The 17,547-nt window shown below is 68.8% G+C and carries 18 protein-coding genes and 2 pseudogenes; 12 read left to right on the forward strand and 8 right to left on the reverse strand.

Annotated features, from left to right (window positions below; translation table 11 throughout):
* Positions 1–55 precede the first annotated feature (55 nt).
* From MQH10_RS17125 to dxs, 3 genes are read left to right on the forward strand one after another with little or no spacing between them, the layout of a single operon-like run.
* Positions 56–301, forward strand: coding sequence for an exodeoxyribonuclease VII small subunit (locus MQH10_RS17125; protein ID WP_242565228.1), 246 nt, complete (start codon positions 56–58; stop codon positions 299–301).
* On the forward strand, positions 301–1,182 hold the full coding sequence (locus tag MQH10_RS17130) for a polyprenyl synthetase family protein (RefSeq protein WP_242565229.1): 882 nt from the start codon (positions 301–303) through the stop codon (positions 1,180–1,182). Before MQH10_RS17125 ends, MQH10_RS17130 begins: the two co-directional genes overlap by 1 nt.
* Before the next feature lie 27 nt (positions 1,183–1,209).
* On the forward strand, positions 1,210–3,126 hold the full coding sequence (gene dxs / locus MQH10_RS17135; protein ID WP_242565230.1) for a 1-deoxy-D-xylulose-5-phosphate synthase: 1,917 nt from the start codon (positions 1,210–1,212) through the stop codon (positions 3,124–3,126).
* A gap of 7 nt (positions 3,127–3,133) precedes the next feature.
* Here dxs and MQH10_RS17140 read toward each other — a convergent pair whose 3' ends face one another.
* From MQH10_RS17140 to flgF, 6 genes are all read right to left on the reverse strand, one after another.
* Complete coding sequence (locus MQH10_RS17140; protein WP_242565231.1) at positions 3,134–4,192, reverse strand: sensor histidine kinase; 1,059 nt, start codon at positions 4,190–4,192, stop codon at positions 3,134–3,136.
* Positions 4,193–4,380: 188 nt separating this feature from the next.
* Positions 4,381–4,890 carry a hypothetical protein gene (locus MQH10_RS17145; RefSeq protein WP_242565232.1) on the reverse strand — a complete coding sequence of 170 codons (510 nt, stop codon included), beginning with the start codon at positions 4,888–4,890 and terminating at the stop codon, positions 4,381–4,383.
* 122 nt (positions 4,891–5,012) lie between these two features.
* On the reverse strand, positions 5,013–5,747 hold the full coding sequence (gene flgH / locus MQH10_RS17150) for a flagellar basal body L-ring protein FlgH (RefSeq protein WP_242565233.1): 735 nt from the start codon (positions 5,745–5,747) through the stop codon (positions 5,013–5,015).
* Between the two features lie 12 nt (positions 5,748–5,759).
* Complete coding sequence (flgA, locus tag MQH10_RS17155) at positions 5,760–6,539, reverse strand: flagellar basal body P-ring formation chaperone FlgA (protein WP_242565234.1); 780 nt, start codon at positions 6,537–6,539, stop codon at positions 5,760–5,762.
* Positions 6,540–6,542: 3 nt separating this feature from the next.
* Positions 6,543–7,331 carry a flagellar basal-body rod protein FlgG gene (gene flgG / locus MQH10_RS17160; protein ID WP_242565235.1) on the reverse strand — a complete coding sequence of 263 codons (789 nt, stop codon included), beginning with the start codon at positions 7,329–7,331 and terminating at the stop codon, positions 6,543–6,545.
* A gap of 13 nt (positions 7,332–7,344) precedes the next feature.
* Entirely contained in the window at positions 7,345–8,082 is a 738-nt protein-coding gene (gene flgF / locus MQH10_RS17165; protein WP_242565236.1) for a flagellar basal-body rod protein FlgF, read from the reverse strand.
* 224 nt (positions 8,083–8,306) lie between these two features.
* Here flgF and MQH10_RS17170 point away from each other — a divergent pair, with 224 nt between their 5' ends.
* From MQH10_RS17170 to MQH10_RS17190, 5 genes are read left to right on the forward strand one after another with little or no spacing between them, the layout of a single operon-like run.
* Positions 8,307–8,903 (forward strand): flagellar basal body-associated FliL family protein, encoded by a 597-nt coding sequence (locus MQH10_RS17170; RefSeq protein ID WP_242565237.1) that lies wholly within the window; start codon positions 8,307–8,309, stop codon positions 8,901–8,903.
* Between the two features lie 27 nt (positions 8,904–8,930).
* Entirely contained in the window at positions 8,931–9,995 is a 1,065-nt protein-coding gene (gene fliM / locus MQH10_RS17175; RefSeq protein ID WP_242565238.1) for a flagellar motor switch protein FliM, read from the forward strand.
* Positions 9,992–10,558: a DUF6468 domain-containing protein gene (locus tag MQH10_RS17180; RefSeq protein WP_242565239.1), complete on the forward strand. Its 567-nt coding sequence runs from the start codon at positions 9,992–9,994 to the stop codon at positions 10,556–10,558. Before fliM ends, MQH10_RS17180 begins: the two co-directional genes overlap by 4 nt.
* Positions 10,555–11,403 (forward strand): MotE family protein, encoded by an 849-nt coding sequence (locus tag MQH10_RS17185; RefSeq protein ID WP_242565240.1) that lies wholly within the window; start codon positions 10,555–10,557, stop codon positions 11,401–11,403. The genes MQH10_RS17180 and MQH10_RS17185 overlap by 4 nt, the downstream gene beginning before the upstream one ends.
* A 2-nt stretch (positions 11,404–11,405) precedes the next feature.
* On the forward strand, positions 11,406–14,396 hold the full coding sequence (locus MQH10_RS17190) for a tetratricopeptide repeat protein (RefSeq protein ID WP_242565241.1): 2,991 nt from the start codon (positions 11,406–11,408) through the stop codon (positions 14,394–14,396).
* A 187-nt stretch (positions 14,397–14,583) separates the two neighbouring features.
* On the opposite strand, the pseudogene fliP reads toward MQH10_RS17190, so the two are convergent.
* A pseudogene (fliP, locus tag MQH10_RS17195) lies at positions 14,584–15,392 on the reverse strand (flagellar type III secretion system pore protein FliP).
* A complete protein-coding gene (locus MQH10_RS17200) occupies positions 15,392–15,682 on the reverse strand; it encodes a flagellar biosynthetic protein FliO (protein WP_242565242.1) in 291 nt (96 codons plus the stop codon). Before MQH10_RS17200 ends, fliP begins: the two are co-directional and overlap by 1 nt.
* A gap of 100 nt (positions 15,683–15,782) precedes the next feature.
* Here MQH10_RS17200 and flgB point away from each other — a divergent pair, with 100 nt between their 5' ends.
* The 4 genes and pseudogenes from flgB to MQH10_RS17220 all read left to right on the forward strand — a co-directional run.
* Positions 15,783–16,220 carry a flagellar basal body rod protein FlgB gene (gene flgB / locus MQH10_RS17205; protein ID WP_242565243.1) on the forward strand — a complete coding sequence of 146 codons (438 nt, stop codon included), beginning with the start codon at positions 15,783–15,785 and terminating at the stop codon, positions 16,218–16,220.
* Between the two features lie 14 nt (positions 16,221–16,234).
* Positions 16,235–16,654: a flagellar basal body rod protein FlgC gene (gene flgC, locus MQH10_RS17210; protein WP_242565244.1), complete on the forward strand. Its 420-nt coding sequence runs from the start codon at positions 16,235–16,237 to the stop codon at positions 16,652–16,654.
* A gap of 10 nt (positions 16,655–16,664) precedes the next feature.
* Entirely contained in the window at positions 16,665–16,970 is a 306-nt protein-coding gene (gene fliE / locus MQH10_RS17215) for a flagellar hook-basal body complex protein FliE (protein ID WP_242565245.1), read from the forward strand.
* A gap of 99 nt (positions 16,971–17,069) precedes the next feature.
* Positions 17,070–17,547: pseudogene (locus tag MQH10_RS17220) on the forward strand (hypothetical protein); the annotation flags it as partial.

Consider the following 17,547-nt stretch of genomic DNA (forward strand, 5'->3'; position numbering starts at 1 on the left):
GTTGCGGCGCCGGGCGGGCCTGACTAGTTTGGCCGGCTAATTCTGGGGATCACGCATGGCCGACGCCGCCGACGACATCGAAGGACTCTCGTTCGAGCAGGCCCTGGCCGAGCTGGAGCGCATCGTCGGCCAGCTGGAGTCCGGCCAGGCCCCCCTGGAGCAGTCGATCGAGCTCTATGAGCGCGGCGCCCGGCTCAAGGCCCATTGCGAGAAGCGGCTCGAGGCCGCCCGCCTGCGCGTGGAGAAGATCGTCATGGGCGCCGGCGGCGCCGCGACCGCCGAACCCGCCGAGTTCAACTGATGACCGACCTCGCCCAGCGGGTGGCGGAGGCGGCCGATCTGGTGACGGTCGCCCTCGACGAACTCCTGCCCCGCGCCGAAGGTCCGGAATCCCGCCTGACCGAGGCCATGCGCTATGCGGCGCTGGGTCCCGGCAAGCGCCTGCGCCCGTTCTTCGCGCTGGAAACGGGGCGCATGTTCGACCTCGACGACCGGCCGGTGCTGCGCGCGGCCTGCGCGCTGGAATGCGTTCATGCCTACAGCCTGGTGCATGACGATCTCCCGGCCATGGACGACGATGACGTCCGCCGCGGCCGCCCCACGGTGCACAAGGCCTATGACGAGGCCACCGCCATCCTGGCCGGCGACGCCCTGCAGACCGCGGCCTTCGAGATCCTGGCCCATCCCGACACCCACAAGGACGCCCATGTCCGCGCCGACATGGTGCTGAAACTGGCCCAGGCCTCTGGCGCCAAGGGCATGTGCGGCGGCCAGATGATCGACCTGCTCGGCGTGCGCGACGATCTCGGCGCCGTGGCCCGCATGCAGCGCCTGAAGACCGGCGCCCTGATCGCCTGCGCCTTCGAACTGCCCCTGATCATGGCCCACGCCATTGAGGCCGAGCGTCACGCTTTGATGGCCTTCGCCCAGGATCTGGGCCTGGCCTATCAGATCGTCGACGACCTCCTGGACGTCGAGGGCGACGCCGCGGTGCTCGGCAAGAAGGCCGGCAAGGACGAAGCCAAGGGCAAGGCCAACTATGTCACCCTGCTCGGCGTCGGCGGCGCCCGCGAAAGGTTGAGCTTGCTGATTGAGCAGACCAAGGCCCATCTCGACGCCTTCGGTCCGCGCGCGGAAATTCTGCGGGCCAGCGTCGATTTCGTGCTAGATCGCCGAAGCTGATTTCAAGTGAGCAATGCGCCTGCCGACATGCCTCCCGTGACCCCTCTGCTCGACAAAGTCTCGAAGCCTGCGGACATGCGGGGGTTCAACTCTGCGGAACTTCGGCAACTCGCCGATGAACTTCGCGCGGAGACCATAGATGCGGTGTCCCAGACCGGCGGTCACCTGGGCGCGGGCCTGGGCGTGGTCGAGCTGACGGTCGCCCTGCACCATGTCTATGAGACGCCCGACGACATCCTGATCTGGGACGTCGGCCACCAGGCCTATCCGCACAAGATCCTCACCGGCCGCCGCGACCGCATCCGGACCCTGCGCCAGGGCGGGGGTCTTTCGGGCTTCACCAAGCGCTCGGAAAGCGAATACGACCCCTTCGGCGCGGCCCATGCCGCCACCTCGATCTCGGCGGCGCTGGGCTTCTGCGCCGCCCGCGACGCGGAAGGCCGCGACAACAGCGTCGTGGCGGTGATCGGCGACGGCTCGATGAGCGCAGGCATGGCCTATGAGGCCATGAACAACGCCTGCGAGACCACGGGTCAGCTGACGGTCATCCTCAACGACAACGACATGTCGATCGCCCCGCCGGTGGGCGGCATGAGCGCCTATATGGCGCGGCTGGTCTCCGGCGGCGGCTACCAGTCCCTGCGCCACCTCGGCAAGTCGATGGTCAAGGTCCTGCCCAAGCCGATGCAGGAGGCCGCGCGCAAGGCCGAGGAATTCGCCCGCGGCATGGTCACCGGCGGCACCTTCTTCGAGGAGCTGGGCTTCTACTATATCGGCCCGATCGACGGCCACAATCTGGACGCCCTGGTTCCGATTCTTCGGAACGCAAGGGAAATCAAGGACAAGCCGGTGCTTGTTCATGTGGTCACTCAAAAGGGCAAGGGCTATGCCCCGGCCGAGGCGGCCGCTGACAAGCTGCACGCGGTGGTCAAGTTCGACGTGGTCACCGGCCAGCAGGCCAAGGCCCAGGCCGCCGCGCCCACCTACACCAAGGTCTTCGCCCAGGAACTGATCAAGCAGGCCGAGCACGACCCGCGCATTGTGGCCGTGACCGCGGCCATGGACTCCGGCACCGGCCTCGACCTGTTCGCCAAGCGCTTCCCCGACCGCATGTTCGATGTCGGCATCGCCGAGCAGCACGCCGTGACCTTCGCCGCCGGCCTCGCCGCCGACGGGATGAAGCCGTTCTGCGCGATCTATTCGACCTTCCTTCAGCGCGGCTATGACCAGGTCGTCCACGACGTGGCGATCCAGAAGCTGCCCGTGCGCTTCGCCATGGACCGCGCCGGCCTGGTCGGCGCCGATGGGGCGACCCACGCCGGCTCCTTCGACATCGGCTTCATGGGCGCTCTGCCCGGCATGGTGCTGATGGCCGCCGCCGACGAGGCGGAGCTGGCCCACATGGTCGCCACGGCGGCGGCGCTCGACGACCGTCCCTCGGCCTTCCGCTATCCGCGCGGCGAGGGCACGGGTGCGGTCATTCCCGACTTCGCCGACCCCCTGGAGATCGGCAAGGGCCGCATCGTCCGCGAGGGGACGGCCGTCGCCATCCTGTCCTTCGGCACCCGGCTCACCGAAAGCCTCAAGGCCGCCGATGCGCTCGCCGCCCGCGGCCTGTCAGCCACGGTCGCCGACGCCCGCTTCGCCAAGCCGCTCGACATCGACCTCCTCCTGCGGCTGGCCCGCGAGCATGAGGCCCTGATCACGGTGGAGGAGGGCGCCATGGGCGGCTTCGGCGCCTTCGTGCTCCAGGCGCTCGCCGAACATGGCGGTCTGGATCGCGGCCTGAAGGTTCGCACCCTCACCCTGCCGGACATCTTCCAGGACCAGGACAAGCCGGACCTCATGTACGCCCAGGCCGGCCTCGACGCCGAGGGCATCGTGCGCACGGCACTGGCCGCGCTTGGCGTCGACAACGCCTCGGTGGCGGGCCGACGGGCCTAGGCCGGCCTCACACCGCGGTCGACCTGTCGGACGCCTCGTCCGCCTCGCCTTTGTGGGCGATGGAGACTCGGGTCCCCGGGTGCGCCTCAGTTAAAGTGATCTCGGCGTCCAGCTGGGCCGACAGCGCCTGGACGATATTGGTCCCCAATCCGGCCTTGGAGTCCGCCGCGTTCTTGGGCATGCCGATCCCGTTGTCCTGCACCGACAGGGTCCAATCCGGGCCATCCGCGCGGTAGCCCACGACGATCGCGCCCTTGCGGCCGTCGGGAAAGGCGTGTTTCAGGGCATTGATCACCAGCTCCGTGACGATCAGGCCCAGGCTCACCGAGGCGTCGGCCGAGGTGGTGCTGCGGTCGGCCTCGACGCTCAGGACCAGCTGATTGTGGTCCCGGATCATCGAGGCGCCGATGCTGTCGCACAGCTGGGTGAAATAGCCGCGCAGCTCCACGTCGCCCAGGCGCGAGGCGGCGAGCTGTTGCTGCAACGTGGCGACCGACATCACCCGGTTGTGGGCGTCCTGCAGATAGGTGCGCGTTTCGTCCGACTGCGCCTTGCGAGCCGACTGCAGGATGACGCTGGCGATGATCTGCAGGCTGTTGGCCACCCGGTGCTGCAGCTCCTGCAGCAGGATGGCCTTCTCCTTGACCAGTTCGTCCTTGAGCTTCTCGGCCAGGCGGGCGTCGGTCACATCGACCACGGTCAGGACAAGCCGCACGGCTTCCTCAGCGCCATAGCTCAGCTTGCGGGCGTTCAAGACCAGCTTGCGGACCTTCTGGCCCGGTGTGCGCAGGTCCATTTCGTAGGCCGTGACCTCAGCGTGGTCACTGACCGTCGCGCGCAGCAGCGACCCCAACTGGGGCACGTTCCATTCGCCGTCGCCCAGGGCCAGCACGTGCCGTCCCGCCGTCTCCGCCGGCGAGACATGGAAGGTCGAACAGAAGGAGGCGCTGGCCGCCAGAACCATCAGATCCCCGTCCAGCAGCAGCAAGGGCGCTGTCGAAGACCCCACGACGGCCAGCGCAAGGCCGAGGGCGGGATCGGTCGTGGCCGGCTTGGACGATGTCACTTGGAAGTCTCGTGGGTCCGGAGGCTCGCAGGGCGAAAGCCATCCCCAGACGGTCGATGCAGTTTAGACACCCTACAGTCGAGCTTGATGACGGGCGGAATTTAAAGTTTAGCACGCTTCCCCAGTCGCCGCTTGACCAATGTCAAATAGCTTGAAGGGTTTACCGTTCCACCGGGGCGGGCGGAACGCTACCGGCAGGGGCCCAGGAACTTGCGCAGCACATTGGCCGGGGCGGGCGGCGGGGCGAGGGTTTCGCCCTGGGCCGACAGGCTGATCTGGCCGGTCTTGGCGAAGGCGCCCATCACCGGTGCGCCCGTCGAGATCTCGGCCACAGCCACCGAGGCGCCGGTCGCCGCGTCCGCCTGGGTCAGGCCACGCAGGTTCGCGCTGAGCCCGCCGGAGGCGAACACCACGGTCCCCGGCCAGGGCGCCTTGACGCCAGCGGCGTCGATCCAGACCCCGGCGTCCTGGTGGTCGGCCTTGCGGCCGGTCAGGGCGTATTCGGCGACGACCTGACCGGTTCCCCGCGCGCAGGTCAGGCGCAGGGTCATCTTGCCCGTGCCCGGATCGATGAAGCTCAGCACCGTCGGCGCGTCCTTGGGCGCCTCAGCGCTCCAGACCGCGGGCTGGGACGGGGCGGCGGCGCAGGCCAGGGCGGGCGCGGCGATGGCGATCAGGGCGAAGGCGAACGTCCTCATGCGCAGACGCTAACATCGGCGCATGGCGGTTCCTAGGCGGTCGGCAGAAACTGCCGCGCCCTGGTCAATTTCGGCGCCCCCGCCTGTGGCGAGGGCGTGGCTGGTTCACCCGTCTGCCAGCGTCAGAACGGCTGGAACTTCTCCACCACCGACTGCAGGCCCGGGACCTTCTGCACGCGGCTGATGTCGCCACGGCCGCCATAGCTGATCCGAGCCTCTGCGATCTGGGTGTGCTTGATGGTGTTGGACGAGGAGATGTCTTCCGGCCGCACGATCCCGGCCACGGTCAGCTGACGCAGTTCGGCGTTGGTGCGCACCTCCTGGGTGCCCTGGATCACCAGGTTGCCGTTCGGCAGCACGGCCGAGACCACGGCGGCGATGGTCAGCGAGATCTTCTCCGCCCGGTTCACGCTGCCGGTGCCCGAATTGGTCGAGCCGGTCTTGGTCTCCAGCGCATTGGTCGGGTCGAAATTGTTGTGCGGCGGCAGCAGCCGGCCGACCTTGCCTTCGAGGCCCAGCAGGTGCGGCACCGCCGCGTTCATGGTTGAGGCCCGTTGACTGGTCGAGGTGTTCTGGGTCTTGGCGCTGTCGTCGATGTCGATCTGGACGGTCAGGATGTCGCCCACCTTGCGCGCCCGCTGGTCGATGAAGAAGGCGCGCGCGCCCGCCCGCCACAGGGAATTGGCCGAGGCCGGGGGCGGCGGGGCGTCCTGCGGATTGATCACCACCTGCTGCATGGGGGCCAGCGCCGCCGGATAGCCCACGGGGGCCAGGTCCGGGCCCTTCATGGCTTCCTGGACGGTGGAGCAGGCCGACAGCGGCAAGAGGCCAAGGGCGATGAGAACGGGGAGGCGCATGGGGGTGGTCCTCTAGCGAAGGGCGATCTGGGAGCGGCTCGCGCCGCGCATCTGGTTGGCGTCCGGCCCGATCAGGGCCTGACCGGGTCCCGAGGCGGTGGCCTGCAGGGTCTTTTTCGAGCTGGTGTTCAGCACCATGACGGTGTCGCCGATCGCGGCGTTGGCCAGCGCCTTGCCTTCCATGGCGAGCGTGATGCCGCCGCCGGAATAGGTCACCACGACGGTGTCGCCGGTCTTGATCACCTGGGGGGCGGAGACGTCGCGCTGCGACACCGGCGCGCCTTCGCGCAAGGGCCGGCGGGCGGCTTTGCCGATGATCTGGTCGGCGTCGCGGGGGCTGTCGGCGGGGGCCGCGGCGGCCTTGGCCCAGACCAGGTCCTCGGGCTGCAGGATGTCGCCGGTCGATAGGCTGTGGGCGTAGGTCAGGATCTCGACATTGCCGCGCGCCGCGGCGGGGGCGTCGCCGCCCGCCTGGGCCGAGGCGGCCGTGGCCTGGCCGACGGGGGCGATATCGCCGCCCTTGATCACGATGCGGCGCAGGCCCGCGCTGTTGGCCCAGTCGAGCCCGGCCCGGCGGGCCGCGGCCTGCACGGCGCCGGCGTCCAGGATCAGCAGTCCGTCGGTCCTCTGGCCAACGGCCACGCGTCCGGCGGGGCCCGCGTCGTCGAAGATGTCGCCCAGGGTGACGACCGCGTCGGCGCTCCAGGGGACGGCCTTCAGGGTGACCGGCTGGCCGGCCAGGGCGGGGAGGGCGCAGAGCGCGAGGGCCAGGCCGGTGATCAGGGCGCGCATGATCTAGGACTTCAGCTGGTTGGCGGTGGCGAGCATCTGGTCGGCCGAGGTGATCACCTTGGAGTTCATCTCGTAGGCCCGCTGGGCGGTGATCAGGGAGGTGATCTCGGTGACCGCGTCGACGTTCGAGGCTTCGGTGTAGCCCTGCAGCACCGTGCCGAACCCGGTCGATCCGGGCGCGCCGGTGGTGGCCGCGCCCGACGAGCCGCTGGTCAGGAACAGGTTGCTGCCGATGGCTTCCAGGCCGGCCTGGTTGACGAAATTGGCCAGTTCAATTGTGCCGATGACGGTCGGCGTGGTGGCGCCCGGCTGAGAGACCTGCACTTGGCCGGTCTTGGAGATCGTCACCTTGGTGGTGTCCGACGGGACCGTGATGGCGGGCTGGATCTGATAGCCCTCATTGGTCACCAGCTGGCCCTGGTCGTTCACCGACAGGTTGCCGGCCCGGGTATAGGCCGTGTCACCGTTGGGCATCAGCACCTGGAAATAGCCGCGGCCGTCGATCGCCATGTCGAGGTCGTTGCCGGTCGAGGTCAGCGAGCCCTGCTCGGTGATCCGGTAGACCGATCCGGTCTTCACCCCGGCGCCGATCTGGATGCCGGTCGGCACCACCGTGCCCTGGTCCGAGGACTGGGCGCCGGCCCGTTCCAGGGTCTGGTAGAGCAGGTCCTGGAACTCGGCCCGTTGGCGTTTGAAGCCCACGGTGTTCATGTTGGCGATGTTGTTGGAGATGACCTCAACATTCAGCTGTTGGGCCGACATGCCCGTCGCGGCGGTGCGAAGTGCTTGCATCTCTTAGGTTTCCTTACTGGACTCGACCCAACCGCGTGATGGTGCGGTTGGAGAGGTCGGCGCTGTTGTCCATCATCTTGGCCATCGACTCGTAGGCCCGGGTGACCTCGAGCATGTGGGTCATCTCGGCGATGGTGTTCACGTTGGAGCCCTCCAGCATGCCCTGGCGGACATAGGTGTCGGAGGCGACAGCGGGCTGGAGGTTGGAGGTGTTCTTGTAGAGGTTGTCCCCGGTCTTCTCGAGGACCGACAGGCTGTCGAACTTGACGACCCCGACCTTGCCGACCCGCTCCGTGCCTTGGCTGATCGTGCCGTCGCGGGCGATCAGCACGGCGCCCTTTTCCGGATCGATGGTGATCTCGCCGCCGCCCTCGTCCATCACCGGGCGGCCGTCCTGGGTGGTCAGCCGGCCCAGATCGTCCATGCGGAAGTGGCCGTCGCGGGTGTAGCGCTCGCCGTCCGGGGTCGAGACCTTGAAGAAGCCCTGGCCCTCCAGGCCGAGGTCGAGGGTCGAGTCGGTCTTGCTGAGCGCGCCCTGGCCGAAATTGCGGGCGACGCCGCGATCGAGCACGAACTTGACCGGCGCCGGCGCGCCCAGGGTGGTGGCCGGGCTCATCGGCTGCTCGCCGACCATCAGGCTCTCGACCTTGAATCCCGTCGTGTTCGCGTTGGCGATGTTGTTCGCCACGATGTCCAGCTCCCGGCGGAGGGTCATCTGGCGCGACAGGCCGACATAAAGGGTGTTGTCCATAAGACGTTTACGGCTTGGCTGATGCGACACTTTCGTCGCCTCCTGCCCTGCAAGCCTTGGGCCAGTCTGAAAAGCCCAGCATAAACAACGAATAAGAAAGTTAACGCGCCCCCCTCGGCGGATTTTGCCGAGCGCCCGTTCGGGCCCGTTAACAGGCGTTAAAAACTGATCCTTAACGAAACGCGTCGCATGAGGAGGAGATAAGATTCTAAGGAACCGCGCGCGTGGCCAAGGACAAGGTCAAGGAAGCGCCAGCCGGCGAGGCCGGTGAGGGCGAGGACGGCGAGGCGCCGGCCAAGAAGAAGCCGCCGATGATGATCATCATCATCGCCGCGGTGGTCGCCGTGCTCGTGCTCGGCGGCGGCGGAACCGCGGCCTTCCTGCTGATGAAGCCCAAGCCCGAAGCCGGCGCCGAGAAGAAGGGCGGCGAGCACGACAAGAAGAAAAAGGAAGAGAAAAAAGGCGAGAAGGGCAAGGAAGACAAGGACGCGCCCAAGGTGGCCGAGGGCCCCAACGGCGTCCTGTTCGTCACCCTGCCGGACGTGGTGGTCAACATGCAGACCGCCGATGGCCGCCCGACCTTCCTGAAGCTCAAGCTCACCCTGGAAATGCCTGACCAGGACGCCGTCGACGCCCTGGAGCCGAACATGCCCAGGCTGAAGGACGTCTTCCAGACCTTCCTGCGCGAGCTGCGCCCGGAGGACCTGCAGGGGTCGCAAGGCTCCTACCAGCTGCGCATGGAGATCCAGCGCCGGGTCAATCTGGTCATCGCGCCCGCCAAGACCAACGCCGTGCTCATCGAGGAGATGTTGATCAACTAGGGCCCCGGCCCCTGATCGCGTAACAGCATGGCGGACGAATTCGAAAACAACGGCGGCGGAGACGAGGGCGGCTGGGACCTGGACGCTTCGGCCGAAGGCGTCATCGGCTCCGAGCGGATCCTCAATCAGGACGAGATCGACAGCCTCCTGGGCTTCGACCTCTCCGACGAAGAGGCCGCCGAGCGCTCGGGCATCCGGGCCATCATCAATTCCGCGCTCGTCTCGTACGAGCGCCTTCCGATGCTGGAAATCGTCTTCGACCGCTTGGTGCGGTACATGACGACGTCCTTGCGGAACTTCACCTCCGACAACGTCGAGGTCAGCCTCGACAACATCTCCTCGATCCGGTTCGGCGACTATCTGAACTCGATCCCGCTGCCGGCCATCCTGTCGGTGTTCAAGGCCGAGGAGCTGGAGAACTACGGTCTGCTGACCGTCGATTCCAACCTGATCTACTCCATCGTCGACGTGCTGCTCGGCGGCCGCCGCGGCACCGCGGCGATGCGCATTGAAGGCCGCCCCTACACCACCATCGAACGCGTGCTCGTGCAGCGGATGGTCGAGGTGGTGCTGGCCGACGCCCGCCTGGCCTTCGAGCCCCTGACCCCGGTGACCTTCACCCTCGACCGGCTGGAGACCAATCCGCGCTTCGCCGCCATCGCCCGGCCGGCCAACGCCGCCATCCTGGTGAAGCTGCGGATCGACATGGAGGACCGCGGCGGACGCATCGAGCTCTTGCTGCCCTACGCCACCCTCGAGCCCATCCGGAAGATGCTGCTGCAGCAGTTCATGGGCGAGAAGTTCGGCCGCGACAACATCTGGGAAGGCCACTTGGCCACCGAGCTCTGGACTACCCAGATGGACGTCCGCGCGGTGCTGGACGAGCAGCAGATCAGCCTGAAGGAAGTCCTCAATCTCGAGGTCGGCCAGACGGTGATGCTCAACGCCACCCCCGACAGCCTGATCGAGTTGCGCGCCGGCTCGATTCCCCTGACCTACGGACGCATGGGGCGTCGCAATCACCACATCGCCGTGCGGGTCGAGGCGCCCTTGTCGCCCAAGGCCCGGCAAGCCGTGCAGAGGATCAAATGAGCATCGTCGCCCTCGGTCTGAATCTGCTCCTCGCCGCCTTGCTGCTCGCCGCGCTGGGCGTCGGCTTCCGCCTCAACGGCCGGCTCAAGGCCCTGCGCGACAGCCATGACGGCTTCGCCAAGGCGGTCGCCGATCTGGACGCCGCCGCCGCCCGCGCCGAACAGGGCCTGGCCGATCTGCGCGCCGCCACCGACGAGGCCGCCGATGAACTGGCCGACCGCATCGAGAAGGCCCGCGCGCTCACCGCCAAGCTGGATCGCCAGATGCAGGGCCAGCCGGCTGCGGCGCCCGCGCCCGCCGCCACGGTCCGCCCGAGCCTGCGCCAGGCCGCCGCCCGCGGCGATATCGACCTGGAAGCCGACGTGGAGCGGGTGACCCATCGCCTGGGCTCGCTGCTCGCCGGCGCCCGCGAGCCGCGCCCGGCCCGCCCCGAGCCGGAACGCTTTGTCCGCCGCGAGCCCGCGCCCACCCGCGTGCGCCCCGCCTTCGAGGACGAGCTGTTCGGCGAGGCTGAAGAGACCCCGCGTCCGTCCCTGAAGAGCGTCCTCGGAGGCCGTCGATGAAGAACATGCCCCGCATCCTGCCGCTGGTCGGCGTCGCGGTCGCCGGCGTGCTGGCCGTCAATGCGCTCTCAGGCGCCCGCAGCCTGCCCGACCTGATGAGCGGCGCGAAGGCCTTCGCCGAAGAGGCCGCCAAGCCCCTCAAGGGCGGCAAGAAGGCCGAAGCCGAGGCCGCCAAGGCTGAGGCGGACGCCGCCGCGCCCGCCGCCGGCGACGCCGCCAAGGACGCCTCCGCCGTCCTGCCCCCCGGAGGCGCGGTCGCCGCCGCGCCGCCGACGCCGGCCTGCGCCCCAACGGCCGCCGAGCTCGCGAAGGAAGCCGGCCTGTCGCCAGCCGAACTGCAGGTGCTGCAGAACCTGGGCGCGCGCCGCGGCCAGCTCGATCAGCGCGAGAACGACCTCGACACCCAGCTGGCCCTGATGGCCGCCGCCGAGGCCAAGCTCGACGCCAAGGTCCAGGCGCTCAATGGCCTGAAGTCCGACATCCAGGGCCTGATGGGCCAGGCCGACGCCAAGCAACAGGCCGAGGTCGACCGCATGGTCAAGGTGTTCGAGGGCATGAAGCCCAAGGATGCGGCCCCGCGCATGGTGGTGCTGGACGACAAGGTCCGCCTGCCGATCGCCGCCAAGATGAAGGAGAAGTCGCTCTCCGCCGTCCTGGCCCAGATGTCGCCCGCCGACGCCAAGACCCTGACCGAGGCGCTCGCCGACCGCTTCGCCAAGGCCCAGGCCATGGCTTCGGGCGCTCCGGCCGCGGCCGCCGCGGCCGCCGCCAACACCAAGGCCCCGCCGACCGCGCCCGCCGGCAAGCAGGCCGCCGCGCCGCCGGGCGGCAAGACCAAGGGCTAGGCATGAGCCTGCGTCGGGCCCTCCACTCCAGCGTCGCGGCGCTCTGCATCGCCGGCGTGGCCCTGCCCGCCGGCGCGGTCGCGCCTGCGGGCCAGGTCGCTCCGCGCGGGCCGCTCGACGTCCATGTGGGCGAGGCCGCCGACTTCACCCGCATCGAGCTGCACTGGGCCGGCGGCGCGCGGGCCACCACGTCCCGGACCGGCCAGGTCATCAGCCTCAAGTTCGACCGCGACGCCTATCCCGACATCACCCGGCTGAAGTTCGCCCCGCCGCGCTGGCTGAAGGGCGCCGAGGCCCGCCATACTGGCGGCCGCCTCGAACTCGTCCTGACCATGGCCGACGACGCCGACGTCAAGATGGGCTCGGCCGACGGCGCGACCTTCGTCAACCTTTTCAAGAAGTCCGATCCGCCGCCGGAAGCCGCCGCGGCTGATCCCGCCGCTCCACCCGCCGACGCCGTCGCGGCCGCCCCGGCGATCGAGCCCGAGCCCGAGCGCCCCAATCCGGTCCCGCCGGGCGGCGTCGTCCACATGGGCGCGGCCATGCAGAACGGCCAGGTCCTGCTGACCTTCCCCTGGGCCAATCCCAACGGCGCGGCGGTGTTCCGCCGCGGCGCGGCCGTCTGGGTGGTGTTCGACGCCTCGGCGGTGCTCGACATCTCCCACGCGCCGCGCGGGCTGAAGCAGTTCACCCAGATGCAGGCGATCCAGGGGGCGGACTATTCCGCCATCCGCATCGCCTCGCCGGTCGGCACCCCGGTCTTCGCCTCGTCCCAGGGGGGAACCTGGACCATCGCGCTGGGCAATGGTCCCCAGGGCCAGGCCTCACCGATCCGCATCGGCCGCGACGACGTCGGCGGTCCCGCAGCGCTGAAGGCCGAGGTCGCCGGCACCACCCGCGCCGTCCGCGTCGCCGACCCCGTCGTCGGCGACAGCCTGTCCGTCGTCACCGCGCTCGGCCCCTCCAAGGGCGTCCAGATGCGCCGCGAATATGTCCAGATGGCCGTGCTGCCCTCCGCCCAGGGCCTGGCCATGGAGGCCTATGTCGAGGACCTGAACGTCCAGCGGGACGGGGATTTGGTCCATATCGGCCGACCCCAGGGCCTGGCCCTGTCGCCGGTCTCCGCCCAGGTCCAGCGGGTCGAAGCCCAGCTCGGCGCGCCGCAGCCGGCCTCCATGCCCGGCCTGATCGACGACGTGAACTGGCCCAAGACCGGGGAGGGCGGCTTCCTCGCCCGCTACAACGCCCTGCTGCAGGCCGCCGCCGACGAGGAGATGAAGGGCAAGGACGCCCCGCTCGCCCAGCGCATGGCCTTCGCCCGCTTCCTGGTCGGCTCGCAGCTGTCCTTCGAGGCCATCGGCTTCCTGAACGACGTGGCCCGCACCAATCCCGAGGTGCTCGACAATCCCGAGTTCCGCGGCCTGCGCGGCATGGCCCGGGTCATGGCCCGCCGCTACAAGGAAGCCCAGACCGACTTCGCCGCGCCGGCCCTGTCGGACGACCCGTCCATCTCCCTGTGGCGCGCCTATACCGCCGCCCAGCTGGCCCAATGGCCCGAGGCCCGCAGCCAGTTCCTGGCCGGCTCCGAGGCGTTCGGTCTGTTCAACTCCACCTGGAAGACCCGCTTCGCCCGCGCTGACGCCCAGGCCGCCCTGGCGCTCGGCGACATCGACGGCGCGGACCGCTCCATCCGCCTGGCGCTGGAGGACCGGCCCGAGCCGCTGGAAGAACTCGCCACCCGCCTGGTCGAGGCCAAGGTCATCGAGGCCAAGGGCCAGCCCCAGCGGGCGCTCGGCGTCTACAAGGCGATCATGCGCGCGCCGACGGAATCGCTGACCGCGCCGGCCACCCTGGCCGCCACTCAGATCCAGCTCAAGCTCGGCCAGATCTCGCCGATCGACGCGGCCAACGTCTTCGCCGGCCTCCGCTACCGCTGGCGCGGCGACGCCACAGAGCTCGACACCATCCGCGCTCTGGGCCAGCTCTATCTCAGCCAGGGCCGCTATCGCGAGGCGCTGGAGGCCTTCCGCTCCGCGCCGCAGGGCCGCGCCGACTCGCCCGAGGCGATCCAGATCCAGGCCGATCTGAACAACGCCTTCCGCGCCCTGTTCCTCGACGGCGCCGCCGACGGTCTGGAGCCGGTCCAGGCTCTGGCCCTGTTCTACGACTTCCAGGACCTGACGCCGCTGGGCGCCGACGGTGACCTGATGGTCCGCAAGCTGGTCCGCCGGCTGGTCGACGTCGATCTGCTGGACCAGGCCGCGACCCTTCTGAAGTATCAGGTCGATAACCGCCTCGATGGCGTGCCCCAGGCCCAGGTCGCCACCGACCTGGCGACCATCTATCTGATGAACCGCAAGCCCGAGCAGGCGCTGCAGGCGATCAACGATTCCCGCACCACCGTCCTGCCCGCCGCGCTGAACACCGAGCGCCGGATGATCGAGGCCCGCGCCATGATGGGCCTGGGCCGCCTCGACGCCGCCGAGGAGCTGATCGAGCGCGACACCACCAAGGACGGCCAGGACCTGCGCACCGAGATCGCCTGGAAGCGCAAGGACTGGCCGAACGCCGGCGCCATGTTCGAGAAGTCGCTGGGCGACCGCTACAAGCAGCCCGCGGCGCTCGCCAGCGACGAGGAAGGCAAGCTGCTGCGGGCCGGCGTGGCCTACAGCCTGGCCGGCGACGACGCCTCGCTCGCCCGCCTCTATTCCCGCTATCAGGGCTTCATCGCCCAGGCGCACAATCCCGACGCCCTGAAGGTGGCCCTGTCCGGCATCTCCGACGGCCAGCTCAGCGTCGCCGACTTCGGCCGGGTCACCGCCGACAATGAGAGCTTCGCCGGCTGGGTCGGCAAGATGAAGGCCCGCTTCAAGGACAAGCCCGCGCCGCTCGGCCCCCCGACCCGCCAGGTCGCCGCCGCCCCGCCCGCGCCACCGGCCAAGACCGCCCAGGCCGCCCCGCCGCCCGCCGCCCGGAAGGCGGCGAAGGGGTAGAAACAAGTCCTCCTTCTCCCCTTGCGGGAGAAGGTGTCAGCGAAGCTGACGGATGAGGGGTCTCTCAGATCTGCGGAGCAAGCGCCCCATCAGACACGCGGATGGCGGAGTGCGACCCCTCATCCGTCGTCCATTCGGACGACACCTTCTCCCGCAAGGAGAGAAGGAAGCGGATTCCGAACTTGAACTACCCTCCGGCGCCCCGGTGGAAGCTCTCGACGAGGCTGCCGGACACCAGCCGCCAGCCGTCGACCAGCACAAAGAAGATCAGCTTGAAGGGCAGGGACACCACTACAGGGGGCAGCATCATCATCCCCATGCTCATCAGCACGCTCGCCACCACCAGGTCGATGACCAGGAAGGGGATGAACAGCAGGAAGCCGATCTCGAACGAGCGCTTCAGTTCGGAGATCATGAAGGCCGGGGTGACGACCGCAGCGGGATCTCGTCCATGGTCTTGGGCCGTTCGATCTTCGACAGGCGCACGAACAGCGACAGGTCCTCGCGATCGACCTGGGCCAGCATGAAGGTCTTCAGGGGGCCGCCGGCGGCGTCGAAGGCCTGGGGCAGCTCGATCTGCTGGTCGAGCAGCGGCTTGATCCCGTCGTCATAGGACTTCTGCAGGGTCGGGCCCATGACGATGGCGGTGAGGAACAGGGCCAGGCTGATGATCACCGAGTTGGGCGGGCTCTGCTGCAGGCCGAGCGCCGTGCGCAGCAGCGACAGCACCACCACGATCCGCACGAAGGACGTGGTCATGATCACGATCGACGGCGCCAGGGACAGAACCGTCAGCAGGCCCATCAGCTGGACCACCCGCTCGGTCAGGCCGGCGCCGGTGCCCAGATTGATGTTCACCGCCTGGGCCAGGGCATGGCCGGGGATCAGCAGGCCGGCCAAGGTCGCGACCAGGGAATAGCCGAAGGCCTTGCGCCAGTCCTCGGCCTTGAGGCCGCTGAAGGCCTGGCCCGTGATCGCGGAAAGCAGTTTGCGCATCAGGAAGCGTCCTTGGTCTTGACGGCGCGGGGTTTGGTCGCGGGCGGCAGGACCTGGCCCTCGCCCAGCAGCAACAGGCGCTCCTCGCCATCGCAGGAGACCAGCACCAGCCGCCGCGCGGGGTCCAGCACCAGGGTCTCAACCACCGCCAGGCGGCGCTCGCGGCGCGGCCCGGCCAGCTTGGCCAGGGTCTCGGGCCCCCAGCGGCGCAGGGCCACGGCGGCCAGGCCGATCAGGCCCATGGTCATGGCGAGCGCGAAGACGGCGCGGAGGAAATCGGCGAAATGCATCGCGGGGTACGAAGGGCTCCGGCCGGCGATCCCGGCGCTCTCCCATGTGCCCCAAGGGTCTTAAGGAGCGATTAACCCTATTTGTTCACCATGTTTGGTCATGGATATCACCGACATTCCGCTGTTCGCGATGCTGCGGGGCCGGCTCGGTTATCTCTCCGAGCGACAGAAGGTCATCGCCCAGAATGTCGCCAACTCCGACACCCCCGGCTACACGCCGAGCGACCTGAAGCCCTTCACCTTCGACGCCCAGCTGCGCGCCCAGTCGCAGTCGAGCACGATGACGGCGGGCGTCATGGCCATGACCCAGCCGGGCCACATGCTGCCGGCCTCCCAGCGCAATCGCTCCGCCGCAGGCGCGGGCGTGAAGCTGCACAAGGCCGCCGATTCCGAGACCCGCCTCGACGGCAATTCCGTCGTGCTGGAGGAGGAGATGATGAAGATGACCGACGCGCGCATGAACTACGACGCCGCGGTCAGCTTCTACCAGAAGTCCCTGAACCTGCTGCGCACCGCGGCCAAGGCTCCGGGCCGTTGAGAAGGGCGCTCTAGATGGCCGACCTCATCACCATGGGCGGACAGGCCCAGGCGATCGCCTCCTCCGCGCTGCGCGCCCAGCAGGCGCGGATGCGGGTCATCGCCGAGAACATCGCCAACGCCAATTCCACGTCCAATACCGCCGGCGGCGATCCCTATCGCCGCCAGGTGCCGGTGTTCGAGCCGACCAAGGTCGACGGCGGCACGGGGGTGCGCCTGGCCAAGGTCGCGCCGGACCAGTCCGCCTTCAAGGACCAGTACGAACCGGGCAATCCTTCGGCCAACGCCCAGGGCTATGTGAAGATGCCCAATGTCGATCCCTTGGTGGAGGCGCTGGACATGAAGGAGGCCCAGCGCGCCTACGAGGCCAATCTCAACGTCATCGAGACGGCGCGGGCCATGGACCTGCGCACCCTCGATCTCCTCAAGAAATAGGACCTAGGCCGTGATCACCGCGCTCGCCGCCGCCAAGGCCTACGCCGCCACCCAGAACCACGGGATCACCGCCCCGGGCGCCGCCGCCGAGACCGGCGGCCTCGACTTCGGGGCGATGCTCAAGAACGCGATGACCGACGCCATGCATGCGTCGAAGAACGCGGAAACCCAGATGGTCCGCCAGACGCAAGGCAAGGCCGAACTGATCGACGTCGCCACCGCCATCTCGGCCGCCGAGACCAGCCTGGAAACCGTCATGGCCGTCCGCGACCAGGTGATCAGCGCCTACCAGGAAATCATGCGGATGCCGATCTAGCGGCCATCCCAGGCTGGTTCATCCCCACGCCGCGCGCGACCCATTGCGCCTTGAAGTTGAACCTGCCACGCTGACGCTTCCTGTTCCAGGACGCCTCGCATGTCACCGGCCCTGACCGTCGCCCTGCTGACCATCACCTACACCTTCCTCCTGAAGGTGATCTGTTTCGTCATCGGGTTCGCCGTGGTGCGGATCGGCGCCGACCTGCTGCGCGAAGGCGTGAAGGGCGACTTCAATTTCAGCGCTAACCTGACCGGGGCCAAGGCCGATCTGGTCAGCGCCTCGCCGGGCCTGCTGTTCCTGCTGCTGGGCATTGTTCTGGTCGGCTACGCCATGTGGCTGCCCAAGCCTGTAACCGCGACCGAGGGCCAGCCGCCTCCCGCCGCGGTCGCCTCGACGGTCCCCGACGTGCCGCTGCCGGAGGCCGCGCCGGCCAGTCGGTCGACGCTCACCCTGAACGGAGCGAGATCGACATCTCCCCGCGGCGACGTGCTGTCGACCGCCGCCTCGCCGCCCGAGGTCGCCGACCAGTTCGAGGCCACCGTAGTCTGGATGGACGACGAGGCCATGCTGCCCG

The organism is Phenylobacterium aquaticum (assembly GCF_022695515.1).
Taxonomy (GTDB): Bacteria; Pseudomonadota; Alphaproteobacteria; order Caulobacterales; family Caulobacteraceae; genus Phenylobacterium; species Phenylobacterium aquaticum.